The sequence below is a fragment of the Bifidobacterium sp. M0399 genome, from assembly GCF_016100595.1.
GTDB classification, from domain to species: domain Bacteria; phylum Actinomycetota; class Actinomycetes; order Actinomycetales; family Bifidobacteriaceae; genus Bombiscardovia; species Bombiscardovia polysaccharolytica.
On sequence record NZ_JACFSD010000002.1, the window covers coordinates 92,783 to 118,869 of the forward strand.

Genomic DNA, 26,087 nt, shown 5'->3' on the forward strand with positions numbered 1-26,087 from the left:
TAAGCCGCGGTGGGATGGCTCCCTTCCGCGGCTCGTCAGCCTTAATCGACTACTTGTTGGGTGGCAGGGCTGCAACACCCTCCGGATCGTGATCATAGGGGCCGACCGCGGCAGCACCGCCGGCATCCCCCACCTGGGCGAAGAAATCAGTCGCTGCGTCCTTATACCAAGTCCACTCCTCGGGCAGATCGTCCTCGTAGAAGATGGCCTCCACCGGGCAGACCGGCTCGCAGGCGCCGCAGTCCACGCACTCGTTGGGGTTGATGTAGAGCGAACGGACGCCCTCGTAGATGCAGTCCACCGGGCATTCGTCCACGCAGGCCTTGTCCTTGACGTCCACGCAGGGCTGAGCGATGACGTAGGTCATGGGTTACCTCCTGAGTATGCGAGTACTCACCTTACACTCCAGCGCCGACGCTCCAGGTCAGTCCAGACCGGCCTGGGTGGCCTCGGATATCTTCCCGCTGAGCTGATGACGGCCGAGCAGGGAGTGCCGGTAGGAATAGCCGAAGTAGATGGCCAGACCCGCCGCTAACCAGACCACGAATCGAATCCAGGTAAGCACGGTCAGGTTGAGCATGAGCCAGAGGCAGGCCAGAGCAATCAGAATGGGGACCCAGGGGTTGCCGGGCATCTTGAAGGATCGGGGCAGATCCGGCCGACGCTTGCGCATGATGGGCAGAGAAATGGCCACAAGCAGGAATGCCGAAAGCGTGCCGATATTGACCATGTCGGACAAGACGTCTATAGGGAAACAGGAGGCCACCACGGCCACCACGATGCCACCCAGGATCTGGATGCGGGCAGGCGTGCCATGACGGCCGGTTCGGGACAGGGCACGGGGAAGAAGCCCGTCGCGACTCATGGCGAAGACGATGCGGGTCAGCCCCAGCAGGAGCACCATAACCACAGTGGTCAGACCCACCACGATGCCGAAGGAGATGATCTTGGCGGCCCAGGGAGCCCCTACCATCTCAAAACCGGTTGCCAGGGATGGGTTCTTGGCCTTGGCCAGTTCCTTGTAGGAGACCATGCCGGTGGTGACGATGGCGACCAGGATGTACAGGGTGATGACGATCAACATGCCCAGGCCGATTCCGCGGGGAATGGTCTTGTGGGGTTCCTTGGCCTCCTCGGATGTTGTGGCGACGATATCGAAGCCTACGAAGGCGAAGAAGACCAGGGCGGCGCCTGAGAGGATGCCGGGGACACCGTAGATGGTGGGCTGCATGCCGGAAACCCACTGCCAGAGCGGCTGGCCCATGATTCCGGGCACACTGGCCCCCGGAACGGCCGAAGCGGGCTCGGAAGGCGGGATGAAGGGCCGGTAGTTGTCCAACTTGACGTAGAAGAAGCCCACAACGATAACGAAGACCACTATGCCGATCTTGAGGACAGTCAAGGCGCCGTCGAACCGGGCCGAGAGCTTGGTACCCAGAACCAGAAGAACCGTGAAGAGGGTGACGACCGCCAGCGGGGCCAGGTCCACATCCAGGCCGCCCAGATGGAAGCTGGAGCTGAATGAGGTGCCACCCATCAGATGGATGAAGTCATTCAGGTAGACGCCCCAGTACTTGGAGATGACCGAGGCGGCCATGAGCATCTCCAGAATCAGGTCCCAGCCGATGATCCAAGCCACCAGTTCGCCTATGGTGTTGTAGGTGAAGGTGTAGGCCGAGCCTGAAACCGGGATCATGGAGGCGAACTCCGCGTAGCACATGACGGCCGCTGCGCAGACAATGCCTGCGATGACGAAGGAGATGATGACGGCCGGCCCCGCATGGAAGGCCGCCGCCTGGGCCCCCACCGAGAAGATGCCAGCGCCCACGGCCACTGCGACGGCCATAATGGCCAGGTCCCAGGTGGTCAGCGTCCGCTTAAGCGACCTACCCTCCTCCCCGGTCTCCGCCAGGGTCTGTTCAACGGATTTCTTTCTGAATAATTCCATCCTGCTCCCAATCGTGACTTATTGTGCCGCAAACTCCTCCGGCCCATCACCATAGGAGATAGGGGCACACAACTCCGGACTTTGCTCATTTCGGGATATTACCTTCGGGATATTACCCGCTGGTAAGTCTTTCGGAATCGACAACTTGATCAAGGCACAGTAATCCGCCAATAGGCAACAAGGCACCCCAGCCGTTTCGACCAGGGTGCCCATTGGGTGCAACCCGCACTCTATTCAGTCGGGCCATCCTTGAATATGGCAATGTCCTGCATGCCGTTACGCTCATTGCAGGTCTGCTCACCGTTGACCACTGCAAGGACTTTCTTACGAAAATCGCTGAAAACCTGATCCCCGGGCTCATCCAAAAGACGGCCGGCGTCGAAGTCAATCCAACGATGCTTCTTGGTGGCCAGAGGCGTGTTGGTAGCTACTTTCACAGTAGGCACGAAAGTTCCGAAGGGAGTGCCCCGGCCAGTAGTGAAGAGGACCACTTGCGCTCCGGCCGCAGCCATTCCCGTGCTGGAGACAAGGTCGTTGCCTGGCGTCTGCAGCAGGGAGAGCCCAGGTCTGGAGATATGGTCGCCATAGTTGAGCACATCCTCGACCTCGCAACGACCGCCTTTGCGGATGCAACCCAAAGATTTATCCTCCAGAGTGGTGATTCCGCCTTTCTTATTGCCAGGAGAGGGATTGTCGGATATAACTTCGCCGTATTTGCGGAAGAACCCCTTGAAATGGTTGATAAGGTCGACGATATCATGGAAGACCTGCTCGTCGTGTGCCTGGCTCATCAGGACCTGCTCGGCCCCGAACATTTCAGGGACCTCGGCCAGGACCACGGAACCGCCCTGGGTAACCACCCATTCAGCGAACCGGCCGACCAGCGGGTTGGCCGTGATGCCTGACATTCCATCGGACCCGCCGCACTTAACACTGACCTTGAGTTCAGACAGTGGCACCTCTTCACGGTGATCACCTTTGGCCGCCTCGTTAATCTGGTCCAGGAGGGCATCGGCCTCGTCCAGCTCGTCCTCCACATCCTGGCATATGATCCAACGAACCCGGTTCGTGTCATACTCGCCCAGGGTGCTCAGCATGTCCTCCATCTGATTGTTTTCACACCCCAGACCAACGAGGAGCACACCCCCAGCGTTGGGATGGGTGGCGATGTCCTGAAGACAACGCCTGGTGTAGACCAGATCGCCTCCGAGTTGGGAGCATCCATAAGGATGACGCGCCACGATCACCGAGTCAAAAGATCCGTTGCCTGGATGGCGGGCTGAGAAAGACCGTGCCATGGCGTTGCACAGACTATTGATGCAGCCTACGGTTGGGACGATATAGAGGTCGTTGCGGATGCCTACCTTGCCTGTCGCGCGCCTATATCCTTGGAAAGTCCCGGTCGGACTGCCCGGCTTGACCGTGTCGGTAACCGGCTGATAACGGTAGCTCAGGTCGGCGCCCAGGTTGGTGGCCAGATTGTGCGTGTGGACCCATTGTCCTGTAGTGATAGCCTCCTTGGCATGACCGATGGCATAGCCATACTTGATGACGTCCTCACCCTTGGAAATGTCCTGAAGCGCGAGTTTGTGCCCGCGAGGAATCTGGTCAAGCACCGTCACTTCACCACGACCCTCTACCAGGACACTTTCGCCGGGCTCCAGATTTCTGGCAGCGACAGCCACCATATCCTTCGGATTCAGGAGGATCGTATCCTGGCCGGTCCGCGCCGGTATATCGTTGATATAGTCATGCTTCAAACCAGTGGCTTTGCCGTCGCCGCAGGTGGAGACGAATCCTGTGGAACCGCCCTCTGGAATCATGCAATGCCTCTTTGCCTCACTCATATTCTCAAGCTAACGAGCCTTCTAAGATACCGGTCACTTTGTTGCCAACCTTTGCGCAGAAAAAGGCCCCGGTCCCCCTCCTCTGAGGCAAGGTCCGGGGCCATATTTGACTAACGTTCCGACTTGGGATGCCGGTTAATTCCAATGATGGCCGCCAGCCCCATGAGGATTCCTGAAACAGAAGTCAGAAGGCACCGTCCTCACGCACGGTAAGCAGACCATGCTGAGGCTGATCCTTGACTTGGAAGGAAAGCTTGGCCCTATCCTCGCTGGGCACAAGACGCCAAAGTTGCGTTCAGCGTAACGCCTTATTTAGTGGAACCCTGAGCATTCACGATGATCGGCGCGGCCGGCGGCAGTCACGTATCCATTCAGAACGGAATGCAAATCTCACTGATCGAGAACCGCGATGGGACCAGTTTCATCCGTCCGAGCAGTTTGAACGCCGGTGACTCCCATGGAGCCCATACCCGCCAACATGGCCACTGCAGCTATAACCAACCCAGACGGCGGAATATCGTCTTCGAATCAGCAGTCTTCCTTCTTGAGAACCGTTATTAGCCCCTGGGGCGCTGTCACTGTACGAGAAGCACAGAGGCTCACAAACGTTGTGAACATACATTCCCGACAGGCCTTGTCCGCCGCTCAACTCGGAAGTCTTGTGTCATAAATCCTCTTGCGCCCCGGTGGGCCTATTGAATGCTGCCGCTCTTATCGATCCCTTGACACCTCCTTATAGCTAAAATCTTTGAAGTCGGCATATGAACAATGGGCATCCATATCCTGGGCACAGATGCCGACCATGGCTCCGGAGAAGACGGTCTTCCCTCGGAGCGCTCCTACGTGGTCATCACTGAGATGGTTGGCTGGCAGGGTGTCCCCCAAAGGCTGGAGCTTCTTGCGTTCACCCTGGAAGTCGTCCGGGTCCTGACCAAAATAGAAGCGGGCCCTCGATCCCCGAACTTTCACTGCAAGGCCCACGCCCACACCAGGCTGAAGAGGCAGCAAGTCGCTCCCGAACCTAAAGTGATCTCCTTCGTTGATGAGGATGCGGGCCACCGGACAGTCGCTCTCTTCTTCCTGTGCAGTGACGTAAGCGTACATCCAGTTTGCAGTGTCGTAGAAGAGGACCAGACCGGCGGTCTGCTGGAAGTTGGCAGGTGCGAACTCCATCCAGGTAAAGGTATCGAAGTCGAAAGTCTGCCAGCGGCGGGCCAACAAGGTCTGTCTGTGCAGGCTGGACAGGCTCTGGCCGCCATGGAGCCGCAGCCATCCCGGACGCTCCTTAAGGGAGTAATCAACCTCGGGACGCAGAGGGCCACGAAGGGTCTTGAAGGAGGCAGGCAGGCCGCTGGTCGGCGTAAATCGGACGGATTCGGAATAATCCGCAACCTGTTTGGCTGTGCTCCCCTTAACCTCCACATGGAGAGATGGATTATGGCCGCCATTCGCCAGGAGCGGCCAGTCGTCCTCATCCCAGACGATGGGATCCAGGCTGGTCTCCCTGCCCAGAACGCAATCGCCCCTGCGGCCCAGAGGACGTGAGCAGAGATAGGCTATGTACCAGTGACCCTTGTATTCCAAAAGACTGCAGTGCCCTGCCTTCTGGATGGGCCCGTCCGGATCATCCTTGGAAGTGATCAAAGGCGTATGGGGGGATTCTTCCCAAGGTCCTGTCAGCTTGCGTGAACGCACCACCGTGGCTGCATGATTCCACTCGGTTCCACCAGCTGCGCATACCAGATAGTAGTAGCCGTGACGACGATAAATCTGCGGTCCCTCACAGACCCCCAGGCTCGTGCCCCGAAAGATATGGAGGCGAGGTCCGATCAGACGCTTGGCACCGGTATCAAACTCCTGAATGACCACGCCAGCGAACCGCTCATGGTCCATTCTCCAATCATAGAGCATATTGACGAACCATGAACGCCCATCCTCATCATGGAAGAGGGAGGGGTCGAAGCCGGAAGCCGTTACAAAGACCGGATCAGACCAAGGTCCGGTAATGGAAGGGGCAGTGACAATGTAGTTCAGGGTGTCCTTATATATGGTCCCGGTTTTCACATCGGTGAAGACGAGCCAGTACAACCCCTTGGCATAGGAGAGGTGAGGCGCCCAGATAGCCCCCGCATTCGGATCCCCCATCAGGTCGGCCTGGCTGGTCCGGGTCAGGGGCGAGCACACCCACTCCCAGTTCACCAAATCTGTCGAGTGATATATGTCGACTCCTGGCCACCATTCGAAGGTGGAATTGGCTATGTAATAGTCCTCCCCCACTTGGAGGGCGGACGGGTCGGGATGGAATCCCGGGATGATGGGATTGGTCAGTCTGCTCATAACGTTCCTCACTGCTTGACCGCGCCGGCCGAAAGACCGGATTGCCAGTACCGCTGCAGGAAGAGGAAGGCGATGATCAACGGCACGATGGCTATCAGCGACCCAGTCAGAATCATATTGTTGGGCACCACATGGTAGGTAGCGTCGCCCCCCATCTTCATCCAGACGTTCAGGCCCACAGTAAGCGGGTAGTCCTTGACATCGGAGAGCATGATCAGAGGCAGGAAGTAATTGTTCCAGACACTGACCAGGGCGAAGAGGAGTGTGGTAACGAAACCTGGGGCAAGCAGAGGCATGGCAATCTTCCAGAATATGGTCCAAGTGTTGGCGCCATCGATCCTTGCGGCCTCTACCAGGGATATGGGGATGGAAGTCTGAGCATAGATGATCATCAAGTACAGACCAAAGGGGTTGGACAGCTGAGGAATGATGACGGCCCACGGTGTATTGGTCATGCCTATCTTCGAGTACAGGAGGAAGAGAGGAACCGTGATTACCGTAGAAGGTATCGACATGAAAATCAGCGTGATCCAAAGCAGTGCTTTACGGCCGTGGAACTTCATGGTGGCTATGGCATACCCGGCGAAAGTGGCGAAGAGCGTGGCTCCCAAGCCGGCTACGATTGCATAGACCAGGGTGTTGATCAGCCAACGGCCGTAAGTTCCATCCTGGAAAACGAACACGTCATGAATGTTCTGGAAGAAAGCGTTTTGGTCAGAGAACCAAAGCCCGGGGGAACTGTAGAGTCCCTCATTGGTCTTGGTCGAAGAGAAGACCAGCCAGATCAAGGGAATCAGACAGTAAATGACCATGATCAGCATGATCAAGTGCAAAAGGATATCCATGACCTTTTGCGCTGGGGTCAGACGGACCGGGACGCCGTTGCCGCCAGAGGCCTTTCGCAGCCTTATGGCATGATCCTTCCGCGCTAATTTAGCATCGCGCCTGCTCAGTAATGCAGACCGCTTTTGGGTGGGCCTGGGTCGGGATTCGGTTTGTGTACTGGACATGGTTTACCTCTCCTCCCAGCGGTTGCCCAGGGTCTTGACAACGGTGATGATGATCATGGTGAACAGACCGACGACCAGAGAGACGGCAGCCGCGTAATTCAGATCATTGCCGCTGAAAGCCAGGGAATAGGTGTACAGGTTGGGCGTGTAGTAGCTGGTCACGACCTCAGGCGCAATGGTCTGCATCATGCTGGGGGTGTTGAACAGCTGCAACGCATAGATGATGTTGAAGAGCAGGGTCATGACCACCGAGGAACGGATCTGCGGAATCTTGACGGACCAGGCGATTCTGAACTCGGACGCTCCGTCCACTCTGGCCGATTCATAGAGCTCCTCGGGTAGAGCCTTCAAGGACGAATAATAAATCAAGGTGTTGTACCCCATGGATACCCAGATGCTGATGTTGATCATGGCGAAGATCATCAGCTCCTTGGACATCATATTGGGGGCATGCCCGTTGAAGAGTCTGAAGAACTGTCCAATCAGGCCATAGTCGGTGCCGTAGATGTAGCTCCACATCAGAGCGGCGATGACATTGGGAACCGCATAGGGCAGGAAGAGCAGGATACGCGGGATGGCCACATGCCGAATCCTCTGGGAATCCAGCATCAAGGCCGCCAGGAGGGCAAGGAAGGTCATAAGCGGCACTTCAATGATTGCATATACGGCAACCCGCTTGAAACCGTCCCAAAGCAGAGGGTCCTTCAGGGCTCTGATGTAATTGGCGAAGCCTGTGAACTGCTCGCCGCCTATCATCTGCTGCTTGAACAGACCCAGATAAAACGCATAGACCATCGGGATTATCGTCCCGCCGAGGAAGACGATCACGTAAGGCAGGCACCACAACATTCCAATGTGCTGGAGCCGTTCCTTGCGTGATCCCGCCCGAGACCCGGGCCCGGCGGATACACTCACTGCGCTCATGGCGCTTTCCTTTCTTCAAAAATCAAAATGGAAGCCCCGAGGCCAAGCCGGCCTGCGGGGCGATACCTGCTGCTACTTGACGGTGATCTTGAAGCCCTGCCCATCGGCATAGGTTTTCAAGGAAGACTGCCACTTGGAGAAGGAGCCAAACAGGTCTCCGCCCTTCTTCATTTGCGGCACGACGATATCCTTGAAGTCCGTGGCATACTGTGAGTTGAAGGGAAGAACCGACCAGTCGGCATTGAGAGCATCGGCCGACTTGAAATAGACCGAATTGACCTTTTGACCGCCAAAGTAGTCGTTGGGCACATTGGCAGCGTCCTTGTCCGTCTGGAAAGATTTGGCCGCATTGAAGAAGCTTCCCGTCTTCTGGAAAAGGTCGATGGACTGCTTATCCGAACCCATCCAGTTGATGAAAGCGACGGCTGCGGCCTGCTTCTCCTTGGCGCACTTTGAAGTTACGGAAAGCAGCGATCCGCCTATCTCGCTGGTCTTGAGACCAGCGGATCCATCCCCCCAGGCCGGCGGGAGAGCCACTTCAAACTTCCCTTTGAGGGAGGGCTGCTGCTGGACGAAAGAGGTGCCCTTCCAGCAACCATCGAACTGGATGCCCCAACGGCCCTGGGCAAATCCGCGGTTGTACTGGTCGCTCTTATTGGCTACCGGCTCAAGCACATCCTCATCAATCAGCTTTTGAATGAAATCGGTGGCCTCCTTGACCTCGGCATTGGTCATGTCAAGAGTCACATCTTGAACACCCTTGACGGTCCAGGGCTTGGCGCCGGACTGACGGATGATGGAAGCCATGTAGCGAACATCGGTGGTATCGACGAAGCTCATGTACCTGTTGGGGTCAGCCTTGTGCAAGGCGACGCCCTCTTCCTCGAATTCCTTCCAGGTGGTAGGCACCTTCAGACCGAACTGGTCCAAAACGTCATGACGAACAAACATGACCTCGGGCCCCTGATCCAATGGGGTGCCATAAAGTCCGTCAGCTACATGAACATTTTTCCAGGCTGCGTCATTGTAAAGTTTGCCCATGTCGGACTCAATGCTCTTATCCGCGAAGTTCAGGAGCGAATTCGTCACTGCGAACTGGGGCAGGTAGTCATACTCCAGCTGAACGATGTCAGGAACATCCTTGCCTGACTTCAATATGTTCTGAAACTTCGTGTAGTGATCGGATGAAGCGCCCGTTTGTGTCACGTTGACCTTGATGTTTGGGTACTTGGCCTGGAAAGCATCTATATTGGCCTGCTCGATGTCGTAACGCCATGTCCAGAAGTTCAGCATCACCTTCTTATCGGACTTGAGCGCCTTGTTCACATCGCTCATCGTCATGCCGCTGCTTTCCTTGGCGACTTTTGACGAGGACGAATTACCACTGCCTCCGCAAGCCGATAAACCAATAATCATAGCCAGCCCAGCACACACGCTCAAGGCTTGCTTTCCTCTTGTTCTCCAGCTCATACTGGCTGCCTTTCGATAATCTTCATTGATTTTGCGAATATTATTTTCGCCATTTTCGATAGTAGTTGTGACATCTCTCACAGTCAAATCGTCTAACTATTGAGAACAGTGCCTACAATGGCCGATTGTCCTCTTCCTTCCTTGGTTAAGTACATAAAATTGTCACTAACAAATTTACATCTTCATCACATATCGTATAAAAATAGCCGAAACTTTTCGTTATACTGATTCTGTTTAATCCATGATGCTAGGGGGAGCTGTGAGCTCAAAATCGTCGTCCCAAAGTGGCAAGAATCCAACCTTAGCCGATGTTGCAAGTCTAGCCGGAGTCTCTATCGCCACTGTTTCCAAGGTAATAAATGGGAAGAGCGATGTGGCCGCAAAGACTCGCGAACGGGTTGAGGAAGCCATTGATCAGCTCGGGTACTTCAAGTCGGACAGGATCGGGACCTCTTCCAACCTAATTGAATTGGCCCTACAGCATCTAGACAATCCATGGACCCTGAATCTCCTGGATGGGGCCGCCGAGGTAGCCTCCAGCCGCGGAATTCGGCTAGTTCTGAGCGAGATAGGCGATCCTCGTCTTCTGTCCACAACCTGGCTGGACGAGGTCCTGGCCCGCAGACCTCTGGGGGCCATCCTGATCTTTTCCAATCCATCAGCTGACTTGTCGAGACGATTCGCATCCCGCCGCATACCGGCGGTCTTTGTCGACCCATGGGGAAACCCCGTCTTGGGGACCATGTCAGTTCAATCCGACAACTGGTCTGGGGGCCTGTTCGCCACACGCCATTTGATCGAGCTGGGCCATCAACGCATTGGCACCATCACAGGACCTGATGGGGTTATGTGCTCCATAGCTCGCCTTGATGGCTACCGAACCGCCTTGCACGAGGCTGGCTTGGAATCCGACCCAAGATTGATACGCCAGGGCCAATTCAGCGTGGCCGACGGTGAACGGTTCGCCATGGAGCTGTTGAACCTCGACAATCGTCCCACTGCCATCTTCGCCCAAAGCGACTTCCTGGCCATGGGAGTCTACAAGGCAGCCAAGCACCTGGGTATCAGCATCCCCGATGAACTCTCAGTGGTCGGCTTTGACGACATACAGACTGCGGCATTCATGGGCCCCGCTCTGACCACCATCCACCAACCTTTGACTGAGATGGCCGCCAGGGCGGCAAAGATGATCCTGGATACCAGGTCAGGCAAGGCCGTAGACCCGAGAGCCATCCTGCCCAACACCCTTGTTGTCCGCGAATCGACCTGTCCGCCGCCAAATCGTATAGCGCAAGTCAACCCTGCGGCCTGCTTGGGCCTTAGCTCTCAAAAAGGGCCAGGGCGTTCTCGTAGGAGACCGCACGGACCAGAGGAGCCAGATACTCCTTGTCATCAGGTATGACGCCCTGGGCGGCCCAGTCGCCCAAGAGCCCGCAGAGCACTCTGCGGAAGAGCTCATGCCTGGGGAAGGACAGGAAGCTGCGGGAGTCCGTGGTCATTCCTACCGCATTGCCCAGGAGCGAGGTTTCAGCCAAAACTTCGAGCTGCCGACGCATCCCGGTGACGGTGTCGTTAAACCACCAGGCATTGCCCAACTGAAGCTGGCCCCTGTCATCGCCTCCGAAGCAGCCCAAATCAGTGGCTATGGCCATGTAGTCGTTGGGATTGAGGGAATAGACGATGGTTCTGGGCAAAATGTTCGAACTCTGCGCCTGGTCAAGGAGTGCGGCAAGGGGGGCGGCAACCGAGTTGTCAGCCATGGAATCGTAACCCGTGTCGGCTCCAAGCTTTCGGAAAGCCGTCGAGTTGTTGTTGCGGCTGGCCTGAAGATGCAGCTGCATGGTCCAGCCCTTGTCCTTGTAGATTCGCATCAGCTCAAGAAGGAGAGCCGCGCGATATTGGGCCTGTTCCCGCCTGTCCAGTTCTAGTCCGGCCCTGGCCTTGCTGAAAATGGCATCCAGATTCTCAGCAGTCGCCGGAGCGAACTCCACCACATCGACAGCATGGTCTGAGAGTCTGGAACCATGCTGGTGGAAGTACTCCACCCGATCACGCAGAGCGTCGACCAGTCCGCTGAAGTCATTGATCGGCTTGCCACAGACCGACTCCATTGTGCCGATCCAATCGCCATACCCTTCGGCGGTCGGATTAAGGGCCGCATCCGGACGGAAAGCGGGAACCATCCTAAAGGACTCCCCCTCCTTGGCGAATTGATCGTGATACTCCAGATTGTCCTCAGGGGAATCCGTGGTGCAGACGATCTTGACGTTCATGCGACGCAGAAGTGCTCTTCGCGAGAAGTCCGGGGTGGCCAGCTGTTCATTCGTCTGATCAAAAATGGACTTGGCGGTCTTGGTGGTCAGGGGTTCGCGGATGCCGAAGTACCTCTGCAGCTCCATGTGCGTCCACAGATAGACTGGGCTACCCACAGCCTGTTCCATGGTCCGGGCATAAGCCATAAATTTGTCCCAGGGGTCCCCGTCTCCGGTGATCAACCGTTCCGGAATGCCATTGGCCCTCTCCAGCCGCCACTTATAATGGTCTCCATAATTGTGACCATCTGTCAGCCAAGCATCGACAATATTATCGAAGTTGGGATCCTCATAGATCTCCTTGGCGTGCAAATGGCAGTGATAATCCACCAGAGGAAGATTCTCAGCCACCTCATGGAACAACTCCCGAGACAATTGCGTCCCGAGAAGAAAATCATCATCCAGGAAAGCCACTACAAACTCCTTAGTCGAAAACGGCAAGTCCGGCATTCGAATTTCCGTCATGCCCAAAATTCTCCTGTACAGACCAACGGACAGGCGAAACAGTCACACGATCGGAACTCACATATACCATGAGTCAGCCTATGCGCGCCTGAAAAGAGACGGTCTCGATGTTGCCATGATTTGTCGAAACCTTCCCTGATCAGGAACCTGACGTAGCCTTACCCGTGCTTTCCCGGACGATCAGGCGAGAGGGAATCATAATGCTCTGCGCCAGATTGGCTCGGCCATTCAGCCGATCCAGAAGAATGCCGGCTGCTGTCTTACCCAGTTTGGGCGGGGTGTTACCCACGCTGGACAATGGCGGATCACTGACCTGCGCCATAGTGTCATTGTCGAATCCGATGATCACATAGTCGTCCGGACAGCGAATACCCTGACGACGCATGGCAGCCATGAAACCCAAGGCCATCAGATCATTATGAGCAATGACGGCGCCTGTAGGATCATTCAGGTACTGCTTGGCCAGGGCATACCCTCCGACGAAGGTGGGAAGACCCGGCCAAATTCGTCGAACACTCACCCCACGCTTGCGAAACTCTTCGCAGGTGTGATTCCACCTGACTCCCACCGACCATGACGAAGAAGGCCCATCCAGATAGGTCACTCGAGAAAACCCCATGGAAACCAGTAGCTCTGCGGCCTGACGGATACCAGTACCAATATCGATGGCCACGCTGGGCACCCCACGCACGGTCCGGTTAACCACGACGATGGGCCTGGTCTGGGCGCACTTGCGGATCATGGCATCAGGCATTCTCGAGGAGGTCAGAATTACCCCGTCCACATAGGCGGCAATCTTGTTGAAGGCCTCACGCTCTCTGCTGGCGCTTTCCTCGGATTCAGCGACGATAAGGGCAAATCCGGCCAGATTAAACTCGTGCTGTACAGAACGGATGATGTCAGAGAAGAACTGGTTGGCGATGTCCGGAACGATGATGGCAATCATGCCCCGCAACGTCCTGGACGGAACCGTATCGACCGGCTCCGTATAGTACCCCAGTGCGTCGGCTGCAGCGAATATCCGCTTGGTTGTGGCCGCACTGACCCTATCAGGCCGAGCGAATGCCCTTGATACCGTGGAGGGCGCGACGCCGGCCTTGTCGGCCACCTCTCTGATCGTCACGCGCCTGGAACGGTTATGACCGCTCATGACCGAGATTCCTTCGCTGCCCTGTTTCGATCCACAGGCTTGCTCGACCTGGCACCCGTACTCTGCCTGATGACCAGACGGGCCGGAACCGTCGGGGCTACAGACAGGTTGGCTCCGGAAAGACGCTGCATAAGAAGGTCGGCAGCCCCCCGCCCGAGGACTGAAAGGGACATATGAATAGTGGTCAGAGGCGGACTGCTCACCATGGACATGGTGTCGTTGTCGAACCCGATGACAGAGATATCACGAGGGCACTCACAACCAAGCCGTCTGAGGGCCGCGATCAGGCCGATTGCCATCAGATCATTATGGGCGATGACCGCTCCTGTAGGGTCGTCCATATACTTCTCTGCGAAGGAATAGCCTCCGTAAAAGGTAGGAGCGCAAGGCAGCGAACGCTTGACGCTCATCCCCTTGGCGTCGCATTCATTGAAGATATGCCGCCACCGGATGCCTCCCGACCATGAGGCCGCCGGACCATCCAAATAGGTGAGACTCCGATAACCCAATGAGTATAGGTAATCGACCGCTTGACAGGCCCCCTTGGCCACGTCGATGCTGATGCTGGATACGCCACGAACGTCACGGTTGACGCTGACCAAAGGACGCAGCTGGGCGCACTTGCGGATCATGGCATCGGGCATCCTCGGGGAGACCAGGATGATTCCCGAGACCACGGGAGCGACCGTATCGACGATCCTGCGCTCCCTGGTGATAGACTCCCGGGTATCAAGAATCAGGGTTTCAAAGCGCAAGCGTTCGCACTCGTCCTGGATGTTGCGAATAACACCGGTGAAAAACTGATTGCCCAGGTCGGGCACAATGACCGCAACCAGCCCCCTGCCCTGCGAGCCTGACCGGCTGTCGACGATATCGCTGTGATAGCCCAGTTCATCAGCGACCTTCTGAACCATTCGAGCCGTAGAAATACTGACCCGATCCGGGCGCGAGAAGGTACGCGAGACCGTTGAGGGGGACACCCCGGCCTGACGAGCCACATCATATATGGTGATATGGCGGTTGTCCGTGGAGGAATCGCTTCCCGAATCTGCTCCGGTCTTCATCTATTCGTATCAGCCTTCCTTGGTCTGCCCCATATCGCATGAAATACACGCCAACGGTGCCGAGCACTTCCAGCTTCCAAGTATAAGTGACTTCCCAGTCCTGTAGCAGCCGACAGCAGTCTGATGAGAAACAAACTGCAACTACGAAAGCAGACAGGCACCAACTTGATAGGTTCGGAGACAGGACGGACAAGCGTTTACGCCTGGTCTCCGAGATATGTTTCTTTTGATAAAGGAAGGCACCGATGCTTCACCTTAGCGACGATATACACAATGAGTCAGCAGCATGGCAGAAGGCCGGCGTGACCCTGCCAACCTACGACATCGAGGCCATGCGCCAGGCCACCGAGCGCTCGCCTACCTGGGTCCACTTTGGGGCCGGCAATCTCTTCAGGGCAGTCCACGCCCCCATTGCCCAACAACTTCTGGAGTCAGGCGCCACCGACCGAGGCATATTGGTGGCCGAATCCTTCGACCCTGCCATCGTAGACCAGGCCTACACCCCCTTCGACGACCGCTATCTTCAGGTCATCCTGAGGGCGGACGGATCCATGAAAACATCCTTGGTCGCCTCCGTTGCAGGCGCCTACCCGCTGGGCGAGGATCCGAAGCCCTTGCATGATCTGAGGCTGGTCTTCCGCAATCCCAGCCTGGAGATGGTCACCACGACCATCACCGAAAAAGGCTATGCCCTGGTTGATTCCCAGGGCCAGCCGCTACCATGGATCGCTCCGGAATTCGAGGGCGGACCCGATAAAGCCAAGAGTGCCATCGCAGTCATCACGGCCCTCCTGCTGGAGCGCTTCCAGGCCGGCGCCCTTCCCCTGGCCCTGGTCAGCACCGACAACTTCTCACGAAACGGGGAGCGGTTCGGCCAAGCCGTCAGGCAGATGGCTGACGAGTGGATAGGGAGGGGTCTGGCCGAAAAAGGCTTCGGCGACTACCTCAGAGACAAGAACAAGATCACCTTCCCGCTGACCATGATCGACAGAATCACTCCCAACCCTGACAAGGAGGTGGGTCGCCGCCTCAAGGCTCTGGGCATCGCCGACGCGGAACCTTTCCGGACCAGGGGCGGAACCGCTATGGCCCCCTATGCCAACACTGAGGAAACCTGGTATTGGGTGGTTGAGGATGACTTCCCTGCAGGCCGCCCGCCTCTGGAGAAAGCAGGGGTTTACATGGCCGACAAGGACACGGTCAACGCCGCCGACCAGATGAAGGTCACCACCTGCCTGAACCCCCTGCACACGGCCCTGGCCGTCTTCGGGATACTCCTGGGGTATCCGACCATGTCAAAGACCATCGCCGACCCGGACCTCAAGGCCTTGGTCACCCGTCTGGGGTATGTGGAAGGACTGCCTGTGGTCGAGGACCCGGGCATCTTCTCCCCCAAGGAGTTCCTCCGCCAAGTCATTGAGGTCAGAGTTCCCAATCCTGGTCTGCCCGATACGCCGGCGCGCATCTGCGCCGACACCTCCCAGAAGATTCCGGTCAGATACGGAATCACCATCAGCAAGTACATCCGGGCCAAGGACCTTGACACAGCCGATCTGGAAGCCATCCCGCTGATCATCGCCGCCTGGCTGCGGCTGCTGATCGGTTCGGATGGCAATGGAATCGACGATGCCGGACGGCCGGTCAAGCTGAGCCCAGACCCGCGCCTGGAGGAGCTTCAAAGGATTCTGGTCGACATCCCACTCAACGGTTCAGCCAAGAAGGAGACTCTGGCGACCACGATCAAGTCCATCCTGGCCGACACATCCATCTTCGGAACCGATCTGAATGACACCCTGCTGGCCGACAAAATCGAGACCTTCCTGACCGCCATGTGCCGGGGCAACGGCGCTGTAGCGAGCACCCTTCACAAGGCTGCAAGCGCCTGGTGACATCGGCAGCCTACTGACTGAACAAGGCACACAATACCGGGTCCGCCCGATCCGGATGTAAGGAGAAAACATCATGCACATGGGATTCCGCTGGTATGGCCAGGGCAACGACACCATCAGCCTGGACGATATTCGTCAGATTCCGGGGGTGGAGACCATTGTCTGGTCCCTGCACCATAAACAGGCCGGCGAGGTCTGGCAGCCGGACGAAATCGAAGAGGCCATGGCAACAATCACCGGGCTGTCTGCCAGGGATCGGGCGGCAGGCATAACCAAGACCTTCAACGCTGACGTGGTTGAGTCCGTCAACGTTCACGAGTCCATCAAGACCGGTTCGACGGTCCTCGGAATCAGCCGGGACCAGGCCATTGACGCCTACATCGAGACCGTAGCCAACCTGGGCAAGGCCGGGGTCAAAGTCGTCACGTACAACTTCATGCCGGTCTTCGACTGGCTGCGCACGGAGATGTTCCACCCTTGCCCAGACGGGTCCACCGCCCTCTACTACAACCAGCACCAGGTGGACCAGCTCAGCCCACAGGGCATCATCGACGAAACCCTGAAGGGGGCCGGATCACTGACTGTGCCCGGCTGGGAACCAGAAAGGCTTGCCCACCTGCCTGAACTGATGGAGGCCTATCAGGGAATGGACCACGAGCAGATGTACGCCAACTACAAGTACTTCCTGGATGCCGTGATCCCCACCTGCGAGCGCTACGGGGTCAAGCTGGCCGTCCACCCCGACGACCCTGCATTCGACCTGTTCGGCTGGCCGCGCGTGGTCTCCAGCAAGGAGGGGATCCAACGAGTGCTGGATCTGAATCCCAGCCCCTGCAACGGACTGTGCCTGTGTCTGGGATCCTTCTCATCCAGAAGAGGCAACGACGCCGTGGATGCAGTCAAGACCTTCATGGACAGGATCTACTTCAGCCACGTGCGCAACATCCGGTTCACCGACGAGCAGGGCTCTTTCTACGAGGTGGGTCACCGGGCCAGCGAGGGGAACGTGGACACCGTCGGCATCATGAAGGCTTACGCCGAGGCCGATTACCAGGGCTACATCCGCCCCGACCACGGACGGCATTTGTGGAGCGAGAACACAGAGGCCGGCAGACCGCGGCCAGGCTACGGCCTTTATGACCGCGCCATGGGCATCCAGTATCTGCTTGGGGTCTGGGACGCTTACCGCTACAACCGTTGATAAAGCAGAAAAACCCTGAACAATAAGAAAGTGTCTGATGCCAGTCCGGGTCAATCGCAAACCCGAGCCGGCATCAGACATTTATTCAGTGTTCCCGTCAGGACCACGCCCTGTGGGAAGTTTCCTTCAACCTGGGAAAGCCGACATACATGCAAATGCGAGAGTCAAATTGCCCCGAAGCAACTGACCCCTCGTTTGCACTGTTGGTTCATGCCAATCGGTCAATCAGGGGCTGGACACCCCGGTCGGCCAAATCGTCCAGGTTCTTCTGTACAGCTTCCACTAGTCCAGCAATCCTGGTCAGGTCATGGCCCCAAATTGAAGCATCGGAAAGAATCCGATTGACAAAATCCTCCTGACCAGCAGCCTCGCGGAAGGCATCGATGATCTTTTGATCATCCTGAATCTTCACTGCATCACCGGCCTTGCCACCGTAAATCCACAAGAGGCAGGACAGCGCCAGGATGATGCGTTCCGGAAGCCCACACCCCTGCTCTACGTTTGCCGTAACCAGCGGGAGAAGGCGTGAGACGAATTTGGAGACCGAATTCAACCCTATGGAATCCAAAGAATGCTGGACAAAGGGGTTGTCGAACCGCTCGCGAACCGCAGCAGCGAAGTTCTCCAGCTCCTCCTTGGGTAGGGTCTGGACGGGGATGATCTCCTCCTCCATCTCGCGGGTGATGAAAGAGCGCATGGTCTTATCGCCCATGACCTGTCCTACGGTCTTGAATCCGGCCAGCCGAGCCACCTGGGCCATAGTGGTATGAGGACCGTTGAGCAGATAAACCTTGCGCTCACGGTAGGGCTGTACAGCATCGCAGGTCACCAGGTCGATTCCGGCCTTCCGCGCGGGAAGCAGCTCATCAACCTTGCGCTGGGCGGTCTGGTCACCGGCTACGACCCAAAGCAGGAAGGGTTCGGCCTTGACCATGTTCTGATCCTCGTAGCCCAGCATCTCCCAAAGCTCCTGGGCATCTTCGCGCGGGTAGCCGGGGACTATCCTATCCACGAGAGTGGATACGAAAGTGTTCTCCCGATCAAGCCAGTCGATGAAATCCTTACCCCATCCGAACCGTTCGGCGACATTGATCAGAGCACTATGCAGGGCCGGACCGTTGTCGGCGATAAGCTCGCAAGGCATAATCAGGAAGCCTGGCATGGATCTATCGAACCTACGCTTGAGCAAATGAGCCAACTTTGCCGGATATCCCGCTGGCGGCTGGTCTGTGACCTTATCCCCATCGTTGACGGCAATGCCTGCCTCGGTGGTATTGGAGATGATGATCTGCGTATCAGGATCATCAGCTAGCGCCAGAAAACCATCCCAGTCCTTGTAGGGGTCGACTGTCTTGCCGATAGAGTCAATCAGCTCATGGCTGCGGACGGGCTTTCCATCCTTGAGGCCTTCCAGAATGACTGTATAGAGCCGCTCCTGGTCCTCCAAGACATGGACTCTGCCGTTTTCAAGCGGCTGGACAACTGCTACGTTCCCCCCGAACAAGCCCTTGTTGTTGAGCTGCTGGACTATCCAATCGACGAATGCTCTGAGGAAATTTCCCTCACCGAACTGGATGATCCTGATGGGTCGTTGAGCTGCCTGTGCACTAGTCAGCCCCAGATGCACGGCCACTGCTTCCTGTAGTCTTTCCACAATGCTTCCTTTCCGTCCGCTTGCGTCATCCCGCCCATACGGGAGGTCCGGCCAGATCATCGAACTTGGCGACCGATGACCAGCCCGGGACTCAGACACTCAGCCTTGCACCACCTGCCTGGCTTGCGCACAGGCATCAGCAACGGCTTTCCAATCGCCTTGGCGCTGGGCCTTGGACGGTACAGGGAAGCTCCCGCCCACAGCAAAGACGTTGGGCAGGTCGATGTATTCACGGGCGTTCCCGAACCCGACTCCTCCGGTGGGCAGGAAGCTCATCTCGGCAAAGGGGCCGGAGAGTGCCTTCAAGGTCTTGACGCCACCGTAAGCCTCGGCTGGGAAGAACTTGGTAAAACGCAGACCAAGATCATAGGCTTTCTCAATGTCGCTGGGAGTCGCCGTTCCAGGCAAGACCGGTATCCGGGAGCCCATGCACCAGTCGACCACAGCATCGCTGAATGCCGGGGAGACGACACCCTTGCAACCTGCCTCCACTGCCTGGCGTGCCTGGTCGACCGTGTGCACAGTTCCTGCCACCAGGGTCACCTCAGGCACCTGATCGTGAATGGCCCGCATCCCGTCCAGGGCGGCAGCCGATCGGAAGGTGACCTCTGCGATGGGCACTCCACCGGAAGCCAGGGCCCTGGCCAGAGGAACCGCTTCCTCGGGTGAATGCAGGGTCACCAGCGGGACCACTTTGATTGTTCTGATCAGATCAATCAATCCGATCCGCTCCTCCGGTACGTCCGTCTTGTCAAACTCACTCATGCCTGCTTCCTTCTCTTGTGGAATTGAACTTGTTGAATCGAATCCATCGCCTGTCCATGGACGGCTTCTGATCGTCGCCCAGATAAACCGGCTCAGCCAACCTGTCTGACCGCCGCCCGCTGGCGTCCGGCAATAAAGTCATTCAGCCGGGACTTGTCGGGCAAGCCTTCGTTGTCGGAGACCACCTGGGTCTGCATGGCGCCAACGGCACACCCGCGCTTCAAGGCTTCGGACATGCGTCGGCCTTCAAGCAGGGCCGACAAGACACCGGCTGCGAAACCGTCGCCGGCACCGACTGTGTCCACCACCGCATCAACCTGGAAACCCGGAACGTAGACACCATCGTGACCGTCCGTCGCGTAGGCTCCATCAGGCCCGTCCTTGACCACCGCATAACGGGCGCCATTGTCAATGAAGGCCTGACCGATATCGCGGACATTGTCCAGCCCGAATAGATGCCTGCCCTCGGAAATGCCTGGAAGGACCAGATCAGCCTTGGCGCTTAAGGACAGGAGCGTCTGCTTCATTTGCCTGTCGCTCTTCCAAAGAGCCGGACGTTCGTTGGGATCAAAGGAAACGAAAATCTGATTGGCCCGAGACAGCTCAACCAGCGCTTTGCTGGCTTCCAGTGTGCTTTCCGAAAGCGCTGGGAGGATTCCAGTCATATGCATCAGCGAGATTCCGCTGCAGTCGATGGCCTTGACATCGGCCGGGCCCAAGGCCGAAGCCGCCGATCCCTTGCGAAAGTAGTAAGTCTTGGGGTCTCCCTGCTCTACCTTGGACTTCATCATAAAGCCAGTGGAACGAGTGGCATCCTTGCCGACCAAGGAGGTGTCCAGGTTGTTCTGCCGCATGAAGTACAGAATCCGTTCGCCTATCGGATCCTGGCCTATGCGAGTCATATAGACCGGATGCTGACCCAACCGCTCCAGACCGATTGCCACATTGAGCTCAGCACCGGCCACCGAGGCGCTGAAAGATCCGACCTCGCTGCAGGGTCCCTCCTCGCCTGCCGCGAAGAGCCCCATACCCTCGCCGACCAGGAGGACCTTGCCGGGACGGACGCCGCTGACCGCTATGTCGTGGGAAACCGCCATACCATTCCTTCCATGACCTGGACAGATGAACCCGACGGGCCTGTCTCAACCCGCATCAACGCGGGTGACTGTCCGATTCGTCCATTGCTGTTTTCAAGCTATGTGATAGAGGGATGGCGGAGGAATATGTTGCCAGCTGTTGCTTGTCCCGGCATTATTAAAAAAACAGACCCTCAGATCTTTGCATTGATCTGAGGGTCTGAAAAACGAAGCTTGAAGCAGGGGCTACCAGGCCAAATCAATACCCAGGGTGACAGGTTCGGGAATCAGTCGGATGCCGAAGGTGGAATCCACGCCTTTCTGGATGGCACGGGCCAGGGCCACCATGTCGTCTGATCCGGCACCCCCGCGGTTGGTCAAGGCCAGTGTGTGCACGTCAGACAGGGCAGCAGCCGACCCCTGCTCCACAGCGAATCCCTTGTGGAAACCTGAATAATCGATCAGCCAGGCTGCTGAGGTCTTGACCAAGGCCGAGTCTTCGACAGGATAGCGAGGGGCATCCACCGGCAGGGCATCCGCGGCCTCACGGCTGATAATTGGGTTGGTGAAGAAACTCCCGCAGCTATGACGGTCAAGCAGCACCCGCTCGCCCCTAGGGCCGTGAAGGTCATCCTGGACTGCCTCCAGAGCCTCTTCCAGGTCGGAGGTTCGGCGGCAGGACCCCATCCAATCAGTCAGGTACCGGTAGGGATCCTCCAGCATCCCCTTGCCTGCTCTGACGGTCAGGACCGCCTGTCGAATCCGCTCTAGAGGCAGGGTTGCCCCAACTTCCACACCTAGAGCCTTGGCAAGCTGGACGGAATCCACCTGAGCGGCAGACCCGTGCCGCAAAACCAGTGTGACAGAAAGCACCACGTACCGGGGAGTGGGGAAGAACCGCGTATCTGGCACGGCAGGCGCCTGGTACATGGTCTGCTTGAGCAGGGAGGTCCTGTATCCGAAATCGAGATCAGAGGCACGTAGATAGGCAGTGACCTTGTCCTGGCGGTCCCAGACCTCGACCGAGTCGACAAGACGCCCGACCTCCTGGCCGTAGGCGCCAATGTTCTGGACAACCGAGGCCCCGACAGTCCCGGGGATGCCTGATAGACCCTCTACTCCAACCAGATGCATGCGCACGCAGTAGGAGACCAAGTCATCCCAATTGGTTCCAGCTGTGGCATTGATATGAACGACAGGAACGCCGCCCTCAGGCGGAGCCACCTCGTCAGGAACGCTGATGTCCTGGCGGGTGTCACGCACAACCACGCCGGGAAAGTCCTGGTCAGAGGCCAGCAGATTGGATCCTCCGCCGATCAGGCAGAGGGGCAGCCCCTTGGAATCCGCGCCCTCCACAGCCTCGATCAATCCGACCCTGTCGTGTGGCTGAATAAAGGCTGCAATACGTCCTCCCACACCCATGGTGGTGATATCAGCAAATGTCGGAGTTGAGGTGTTGACCGTGACTGCTTCTGGCATGTCTTTCACTGTATCATCGCGAGTGACAGGGTTGGTCTGGAGCCCTTCTTATATTCCAGCCATCTGATCTGTTGCCTTCATCCGCTTTCTCGACCCACTGGCCCGATTCAGTGAATTACGGCAGGCAAAAGCAAAATACAGCCACACACAGGCAGGTTCTTTTGAATTAGCTCGGTCAGCCGATGCATGCCGACAAAGACGACGGCGGCTGAATAACCTCCTATAAGGAACGTCTATAGAGGCACTGTTGTCTCGAAATCTGAAAACGAGTTTGATATTCCGTGAAGCACGCGAGCATCTAGACCATATTCAGAGGAACACATCCGCATGAGCAAAGGATTCGCGACAAAAGCCGTCCATGACGGCTATGACTGTCAAAGCCAAGGCGGAGGCGCAGCCAGCGTCCCCATCTACCAGTCGGCCGCTTTTGACATGGTCACCGCCGACCGGGGAGATGCCCTGGCCGCCGGTGCAATTCAAGGGTTCTCTTACTCACGCCTGGCCAATCCCACAGTCAAGGTCCTGGAGGATCGCCTGGCCAGCTTGGAGGGGGGCAAGGGGGCTGTGGCCATGGCCTCAGGGATGGCCGCCGTGTCGTCAGCCCTCATGTGCGCAGCCGAAAGCGGCGGGAGACTAATTTCACCGGTCGATCTTTATGGAACTTCGGTGGATGCCATGAAGACCTTCTTTCCCAACTTCGGCATCGAAACGGATTTTGTGGATGACATCAACGACCTTGACGAGGTGGAATCCCTGATCCAGGACAACACCAGGGCCATCTTCGCCGAGTCCGTGGCCAATCCGTCCACAGCCATAGCCGACATCCCGGGCCTGGCCGACCTTGCCCATCGGCATGGGCTGGCCCTGATCATCGACAATACGGTGCCCACACCCTACCTGCTCAATCCAATCGACTTCGGCGCCGACATCGTCGTCCACTCGACCACCAAGGGGATCAGCGGCCACGGCAACGCACTGGGCGGGGTCATCGTGGATGCAGGGCGATTCGACTGGGGCAACGGCCGCTTTCCGCAAATGAGCCAGCCCGAACTGATCATCAGCGACGAGCGACACGGGTCCATGGTCAGCTTTCTGGATGCCTTCGGCAAGATGGCCTTCCTGCACAGGATCCATACCAAATACCTGCATACCTTCGGGGCGGTCATGAGTCCTTTCACCGCCTACCTGCAACTGACCGGCCTTGAGACCCTGGCCCAGCGTGTCGCCGCCGAGGTAAAGACGGCAGCGATCCTGGCCCGCCACCTGCTGACCATTCCCCAGGTGGAACAGGTCAATTACTCAGGCATTCCGGAGGGTCGGCACCAGGGCGATGCGGACCAACAGGACCGCCTGGCTTCGACTCTGCTGCCCAAGGGCGTCGGCACGATCCTCTCCTTCAAGGTCAAAGGGGGCTATGAGCAGGTGAAGCGCATCGTGGACTCAGTGCATCTCATGAGCTACATGCCCAACATCGGCGACTGTCGCACCCTGATTGTGGACCCGGCCAGGATCACCCACAGGGAGGTTCCAGGCCCCTACCGCCTCAGTGCCGGTGTGGGCGACGACCTGATTCGGATCTCCGTAGGTCTGGAGAACCCGAATGACCTGGTCGCCGACCTGGATCAGGCCTTTGCAGCCGCCTACCAGAACACTCGCTAAAAGCTGCGTCCTCTACATCATAAAACCCATTCTGCTCCCAACACATCCCGGGTAATGGGGAACAGGCATATATGCAGAGTTGCATAAAGAAGAGCCTCTTGTATAAAAAAGGACCCGACCAAGTGGTCGGGTCCTGATGAAGCCAAACGATAGGAAGAACTCAGCGAGTCTCCCGGTGCAGGGTATGCTTGCCGCAACGGGGGCAGAACTTCTTGAGCTCCAGACGGTCAGGAGTGTTACGACGGTTCTTGGTCGTAATGTAATTACGCTCCTTGCACACGGTGCACGCCAGCGTAATGCCAGGACGGATATCTGCGGCTTTTGCCATGGTTCACCTCTATAGTCGTTGCACGACCGACGTATGTCGGCCACAGTAGCGAGGAAGAGACTCGAACTCTTGACCTTACGATTATGAGTCGTACGCTCTAGCCAGCTGAGCTACCCCGCCAGAGAGCCTCGGGTGAGAATCGGACTCACGACCTCTTCCTTACCAAGGAAGTGCTCTGCCACTGAGCTACCGAGGCGTGGCGGATAGAGGATTCGAACCTCTGAAGCATTACGCGGCTGATTTACAGTCAGCTCCCTTTGACCGCTTGGGAAATCCGCCATGTCGCACTAGAACCGGAGCTCCGTACGGCAACTTGCCTATAATGACATGTTTTTTCGTTTTCCGCAAGTCCCGCTCCGACGTCGTGTCTTCCGCGTCGGAGCGGGACAGGCTGGTCAGAAATCCCAGTCGTCGTCGTCGGTCTCCACGGCCTTGCCCATGACATAGGAGGAGCCCGAGCCGGAGAAGAAGTCGTGGTTCTCGTCGGCGTTGGGACTCAGCGAGGCGATGATGGCCGGATTCACGTCGGTGCTGTCCGAGGGGAAGAGTGCCGGATAGCCCAGGTTCATCAGCGCCTTGTTGCCGTTGTAGCGCAGGAACTTGGTGACGTCCTCCACCAGACCCACTCCGGAATACAGGCTCTCGGTGTATTCCACCTCGTTGTCGTACAGGTCACCCAGGAGCTCGTAGGTGTAGTCGCTCATGGCCTGACGCTCGGAGTCGGAGACCTTGGCCAGCCCCTTCTGGTACTTGTAGCCGATGTAGTAGCCGTGCACGGCCTCATCACGGATGATCAGGCGGATCAGATCAGCCGTGTTGGTCAGCTTGGCATGGCTGGAGAAGTACATGGGCAGGTAGAAGCCCGAGTAGAAGAGGAAGGACTCAAGCAGGGTGGAGGCCACCTTGCGCTTCAGGGGATTGTCGCCCTCGTAGTAGTCCAGGACGATCTGGGCCTTGCGCTGGAGGAACTCGTTGTGCTCGCTCCACTCGAAGGCCGCGTCGATCTGTGGCGTGGAGGCCAGGGTGGAAAAGATGGAGGAGTAGGACTTGGCATGGACCGACTCCATGAAGGCGATGTTGGTGTAGACCGCCTCCTCATGGGGGGTCAGCGCATCCGGGATCAGGCTGACGGCGCCCACGGTCCCCTGAATGGTGTCCAGAAGGGTCAGACCGGTGAAGACCCGCATGGTCAGGGTGTGCTCCTCCTCGCTCATGGCCTGCCAGGAGGGCAGATCATTGCTGACGGGAACCTTCTCGGGCAACCAGAAGTTGCCGGTCAGACGGTCCCAGACCTCCAGGTCCTTCTCGTCCTCCAGACGATTCCAGTTGATGGCGGAGACCCGGTCGATCAGCTTCAGCGGCTGCCGGGGAATGGAAATGGGTGGGACCATGGTTGATTGCTCCTTGTTGGATAGGTGTTCGACAGTGCGAAGCGGATCATGACAGGACCGTCAGTCTACCGCATGGACGGACCCGACCTGTGGACGTGGATGCCAAAGGGCCGGCGCC

At 57.5% G+C, this 26,087-nt stretch carries 20 protein-coding genes and 3 tRNA genes; 4 read left to right on the forward strand and 19 right to left on the reverse strand.

What is annotated here, in order from left to right:
- Window positions 1-49 precede the first annotated feature (49 nt).
- The 7 genes from fdxA to H3V09_RS05105 form a co-directional block, all read right to left on the reverse strand.
- Complete coding sequence (fdxA, locus tag H3V09_RS05075) at window positions 50-367, reverse strand: ferredoxin (RefSeq protein ID WP_015022367.1); 318 nt, start codon at window positions 365-367, stop codon at window positions 50-52.
- A gap of 57 nt (window positions 368-424) precedes the next feature.
- Window positions 425-1,948 carry an amino acid permease gene (locus tag H3V09_RS05080; protein ID WP_198191380.1) on the reverse strand — a complete coding sequence of 508 codons (1,524 nt, stop codon included), beginning with the start codon at window positions 1,946-1,948 and terminating at the stop codon, window positions 425-427.
- 230 nt (window positions 1,949-2,178) lie between these two features.
- Window positions 2,179-3,771 (reverse strand): UxaA family hydrolase, encoded by a 1,593-nt coding sequence (locus tag H3V09_RS05085; RefSeq protein ID WP_198191379.1) that lies wholly within the window; start codon window positions 3,769-3,771, stop codon window positions 2,179-2,181.
- Window positions 3,772-4,506: 735 nt separating this feature from the next.
- The gene (locus H3V09_RS05090; RefSeq protein ID WP_198191378.1) at window positions 4,507-6,132 is read right to left on the reverse strand and encodes a glycoside hydrolase family 43 protein; all 1,626 of its coding nucleotides are present in this window, start codon (window positions 6,130-6,132) and stop codon (window positions 4,507-4,509) included.
- Between the two features lie 8 nt (window positions 6,133-6,140).
- Window positions 6,141-7,142, reverse strand: coding sequence for a carbohydrate ABC transporter permease (locus H3V09_RS05095; RefSeq protein WP_198191377.1), 1,002 nt, complete (start codon window positions 7,140-7,142; stop codon window positions 6,141-6,143).
- Window positions 7,143-7,145: 3 nt separating this feature from the next.
- Window positions 7,146-8,066 (reverse strand): carbohydrate ABC transporter permease, encoded by a 921-nt coding sequence (locus tag H3V09_RS05100; RefSeq protein ID WP_198191376.1) that lies wholly within the window; start codon window positions 8,064-8,066, stop codon window positions 7,146-7,148.
- Between the two features lie 72 nt (window positions 8,067-8,138).
- A complete protein-coding gene (locus H3V09_RS05105; RefSeq protein ID WP_232339467.1) occupies window positions 8,139-9,407 on the reverse strand; it encodes an ABC transporter substrate-binding protein in 1,269 nt (422 codons plus the stop codon).
- Window positions 9,408-9,780: 373 nt separating this feature from the next.
- On the opposite strand from H3V09_RS05105, the gene H3V09_RS05110 reads away from it, so the two are divergent.
- Complete coding sequence (locus tag H3V09_RS05110; protein ID WP_232339490.1) at window positions 9,781-10,938, forward strand: LacI family DNA-binding transcriptional regulator; 1,158 nt, start codon at window positions 9,781-9,783, stop codon at window positions 10,936-10,938.
- Here the strand turns inward: H3V09_RS05110 and uxaC are convergent.
- The 3 genes from uxaC to H3V09_RS05125 all read right to left on the reverse strand — a co-directional run bounded on the left by uxaC (window position 10,856) and on the right by H3V09_RS05125 (window position 14,527).
- The gene (uxaC, locus tag H3V09_RS05115; RefSeq protein WP_232339466.1) at window positions 10,856-12,313 is read right to left on the reverse strand and encodes a glucuronate isomerase; all 1,458 of its coding nucleotides are present in this window, start codon (window positions 12,311-12,313) and stop codon (window positions 10,856-10,858) included. The two genes, H3V09_RS05110 and uxaC, sit on opposite strands and share 83 nt — an antisense overlap.
- A gap of 139 nt (window positions 12,314-12,452) precedes the next feature.
- Entirely contained in the window at window positions 12,453-13,463 is a 1,011-nt protein-coding gene (locus tag H3V09_RS05120) for a LacI family DNA-binding transcriptional regulator (protein ID WP_198191373.1), read from the reverse strand.
- Entirely contained in the window at window positions 13,460-14,527 is a 1,068-nt protein-coding gene (locus H3V09_RS05125) for a LacI family DNA-binding transcriptional regulator (protein WP_198191372.1), read from the reverse strand. The genes H3V09_RS05120 and H3V09_RS05125 overlap by 4 nt, the downstream gene beginning before the upstream one ends.
- 245 nt (window positions 14,528-14,772) lie before the next feature.
- Between H3V09_RS05125 and H3V09_RS05130 the strand changes: the two genes are divergently transcribed.
- Entirely contained in the window at window positions 14,773-16,416 is a 1,644-nt protein-coding gene (locus tag H3V09_RS05130; protein WP_198191371.1) for a mannitol dehydrogenase family protein, read from the forward strand.
- Between the two features lie 73 nt (window positions 16,417-16,489).
- Window positions 16,490-17,617 (forward strand): mannonate dehydratase, encoded by a 1,128-nt coding sequence (locus H3V09_RS05135; RefSeq protein WP_198191370.1) that lies wholly within the window; start codon window positions 16,490-16,492, stop codon window positions 17,615-17,617.
- Between the two features lie 208 nt (window positions 17,618-17,825).
- On the opposite strand, the gene H3V09_RS05140 is transcribed toward H3V09_RS05135, so the two are convergent.
- From H3V09_RS05140 to H3V09_RS05155, 4 genes are all read right to left on the reverse strand, one after another.
- Window positions 17,826-19,271, reverse strand: a complete 1,446-nt coding sequence (locus H3V09_RS05140; RefSeq protein WP_198191369.1) for a tagaturonate reductase — start codon at window positions 19,269-19,271, stop codon at window positions 17,826-17,828.
- A 99-nt stretch (window positions 19,272-19,370) separates the two neighbouring features.
- A complete protein-coding gene (gene eda, locus H3V09_RS05145; RefSeq protein WP_052733372.1) occupies window positions 19,371-20,036 on the reverse strand; it encodes a bifunctional 4-hydroxy-2-oxoglutarate aldolase/2-dehydro-3-deoxy-phosphogluconate aldolase in 666 nt (221 codons plus the stop codon).
- A gap of 92 nt (window positions 20,037-20,128) precedes the next feature.
- Window positions 20,129-21,133: a sugar kinase gene (locus tag H3V09_RS05150; RefSeq protein ID WP_198191368.1), complete on the reverse strand. Its 1,005-nt coding sequence runs from the start codon at window positions 21,131-21,133 to the stop codon at window positions 20,129-20,131.
- Between the two features lie 225 nt (window positions 21,134-21,358).
- The gene (locus H3V09_RS05155) at window positions 21,359-22,591 is read right to left on the reverse strand and encodes an FAD-binding protein (RefSeq protein WP_198191367.1); all 1,233 of its coding nucleotides are present in this window, start codon (window positions 22,589-22,591) and stop codon (window positions 21,359-21,361) included.
- 327 nt (window positions 22,592-22,918) lie between these two features.
- Here H3V09_RS05155 and H3V09_RS05160 point away from each other — a divergent pair, with 327 nt between their 5' ends.
- Entirely contained in the window at window positions 22,919-24,250 is a 1,332-nt protein-coding gene (locus H3V09_RS05160; RefSeq protein WP_198191366.1) for an O-acetylhomoserine aminocarboxypropyltransferase/cysteine synthase family protein, read from the forward strand.
- Between the two features lie 160 nt (window positions 24,251-24,410).
- Here H3V09_RS05160 and rpmG read toward each other — a convergent pair whose 3' ends face one another.
- The 5 genes from rpmG to nrdF all read right to left on the reverse strand — a co-directional run bounded on the left by rpmG (window position 24,411) and on the right by nrdF (window position 25,969).
- Window positions 24,411-24,578 (reverse strand): 50S ribosomal protein L33, encoded by a 168-nt coding sequence (gene rpmG, locus H3V09_RS05165; protein ID WP_015022386.1) that lies wholly within the window; start codon window positions 24,576-24,578, stop codon window positions 24,411-24,413.
- Between the two features lie 46 nt (window positions 24,579-24,624).
- A tRNA-Met gene (locus H3V09_RS05170) sits at window positions 24,625-24,698 on the reverse strand.
- A 4-nt stretch (window positions 24,699-24,702) separates the two neighbouring features.
- Window positions 24,703-24,774, reverse strand: a tRNA-Thr gene (locus H3V09_RS05175).
- Window position 24,775: 1 nt separating this feature from the next.
- Window positions 24,776-24,857: transfer RNA gene (locus tag H3V09_RS05180), tRNA-Tyr, on the reverse strand.
- A 116-nt stretch (window positions 24,858-24,973) separates the two neighbouring features.
- Window positions 24,974-25,969 (reverse strand): class 1b ribonucleoside-diphosphate reductase subunit beta, encoded by a 996-nt coding sequence (gene nrdF / locus H3V09_RS05185; RefSeq protein WP_015022387.1) that lies wholly within the window; start codon window positions 25,967-25,969, stop codon window positions 24,974-24,976.
- Between the last annotated feature and the right edge of the window lie 118 nt (window positions 25,970-26,087).

Excerpts from the sequence above, each read along its gene's own strand:
- fdxA (WP_015022367.1), bottom strand. The coding sequence starts at position 367 with ATGACCTACGTCATCGCTCAGCCCTGCGTGGACGTCAAGGACAAGGCC.
- H3V09_RS05080 (WP_198191380.1), bottom strand. The coding sequence starts at position 1,948 with ATGGAATTATTCAGAAAGAAATCCGTTGAACAGACCCTGGCGGAGACC.
- H3V09_RS05085 (WP_198191379.1), bottom strand. The coding sequence starts at position 3,771 with ATGATTCCAGAGGGCGGTTCCACAGGATTCGTCTCCACCTGCGGCGAC.
- H3V09_RS05090 (WP_198191378.1), bottom strand. The coding sequence starts at position 6,132 with ATGAGCAGACTGACCAATCCCATCATCCCGGGATTCCATCCCGACCCG.
- H3V09_RS05095 (WP_198191377.1), bottom strand. The coding sequence starts at position 7,142 with ATGTCCAGTACACAAACCGAATCCCGACCCAGGCCCACCCAAAAGCGG.
- H3V09_RS05100 (WP_198191376.1), bottom strand. The coding sequence starts at position 8,066 with ATGAGCGCAGTGAGTGTATCCGCCGGGCCCGGGTCTCGGGCGGGATCA.
- H3V09_RS05105 (WP_232339467.1), bottom strand. The coding sequence starts at position 9,407 with ATGACGATGAGCGATGTGAACAAGGCGCTCAAGTCCGATAAGAAGGTG.
- H3V09_RS05110 (WP_232339490.1), top strand. The coding sequence starts at position 9,781 with ATGCTAGGGGGAGCTGTGAGCTCAAAATCGTCGTCCCAAAGTGGCAAG.
- uxaC (WP_232339466.1), bottom strand. The coding sequence starts at position 12,313 with ATGACGGAAATTCGAATGCCGGACTTGCCGTTTTCGACTAAGGAGTTT.
- H3V09_RS05120 (WP_198191373.1), bottom strand. The coding sequence starts at position 13,463 with ATGAGCGGTCATAACCGTTCCAGGCGCGTGACGATCAGAGAGGTGGCC.
- H3V09_RS05125 (WP_198191372.1), bottom strand. The coding sequence starts at position 14,527 with ATGAAGACCGGAGCAGATTCGGGAAGCGATTCCTCCACGGACAACCGC.
- H3V09_RS05130 (WP_198191371.1), top strand. The coding sequence starts at position 14,773 with ATGCTTCACCTTAGCGACGATATACACAATGAGTCAGCAGCATGGCAG.
- H3V09_RS05135 (WP_198191370.1), top strand. The coding sequence starts at position 16,490 with ATGCACATGGGATTCCGCTGGTATGGCCAGGGCAACGACACCATCAGC.
- eda (WP_052733372.1), bottom strand. The coding sequence starts at position 20,036 with ATGAGTGAGTTTGACAAGACGGACGTACCGGAGGAGCGGATCGGATTG.
- H3V09_RS05150 (WP_198191368.1), bottom strand. The coding sequence starts at position 21,133 with ATGGCGGTTTCCCACGACATAGCGGTCAGCGGCGTCCGTCCCGGCAAG.
- H3V09_RS05155 (WP_198191367.1), bottom strand. The coding sequence starts at position 22,591 with ATGCCAGAAGCAGTCACGGTCAACACCTCAACTCCGACATTTGCTGAT.
- H3V09_RS05160 (WP_198191366.1), top strand. The coding sequence starts at position 22,919 with ATGAGCAAAGGATTCGCGACAAAAGCCGTCCATGACGGCTATGACTGT.
- rpmG (WP_015022386.1), bottom strand. The coding sequence starts at position 24,578 with ATGGCAAAAGCCGCAGATATCCGTCCTGGCATTACGCTGGCGTGCACC.
- nrdF (WP_015022387.1), bottom strand. The coding sequence starts at position 25,969 with ATGGTCCCACCCATTTCCATTCCCCGGCAGCCGCTGAAGCTGATCGAC.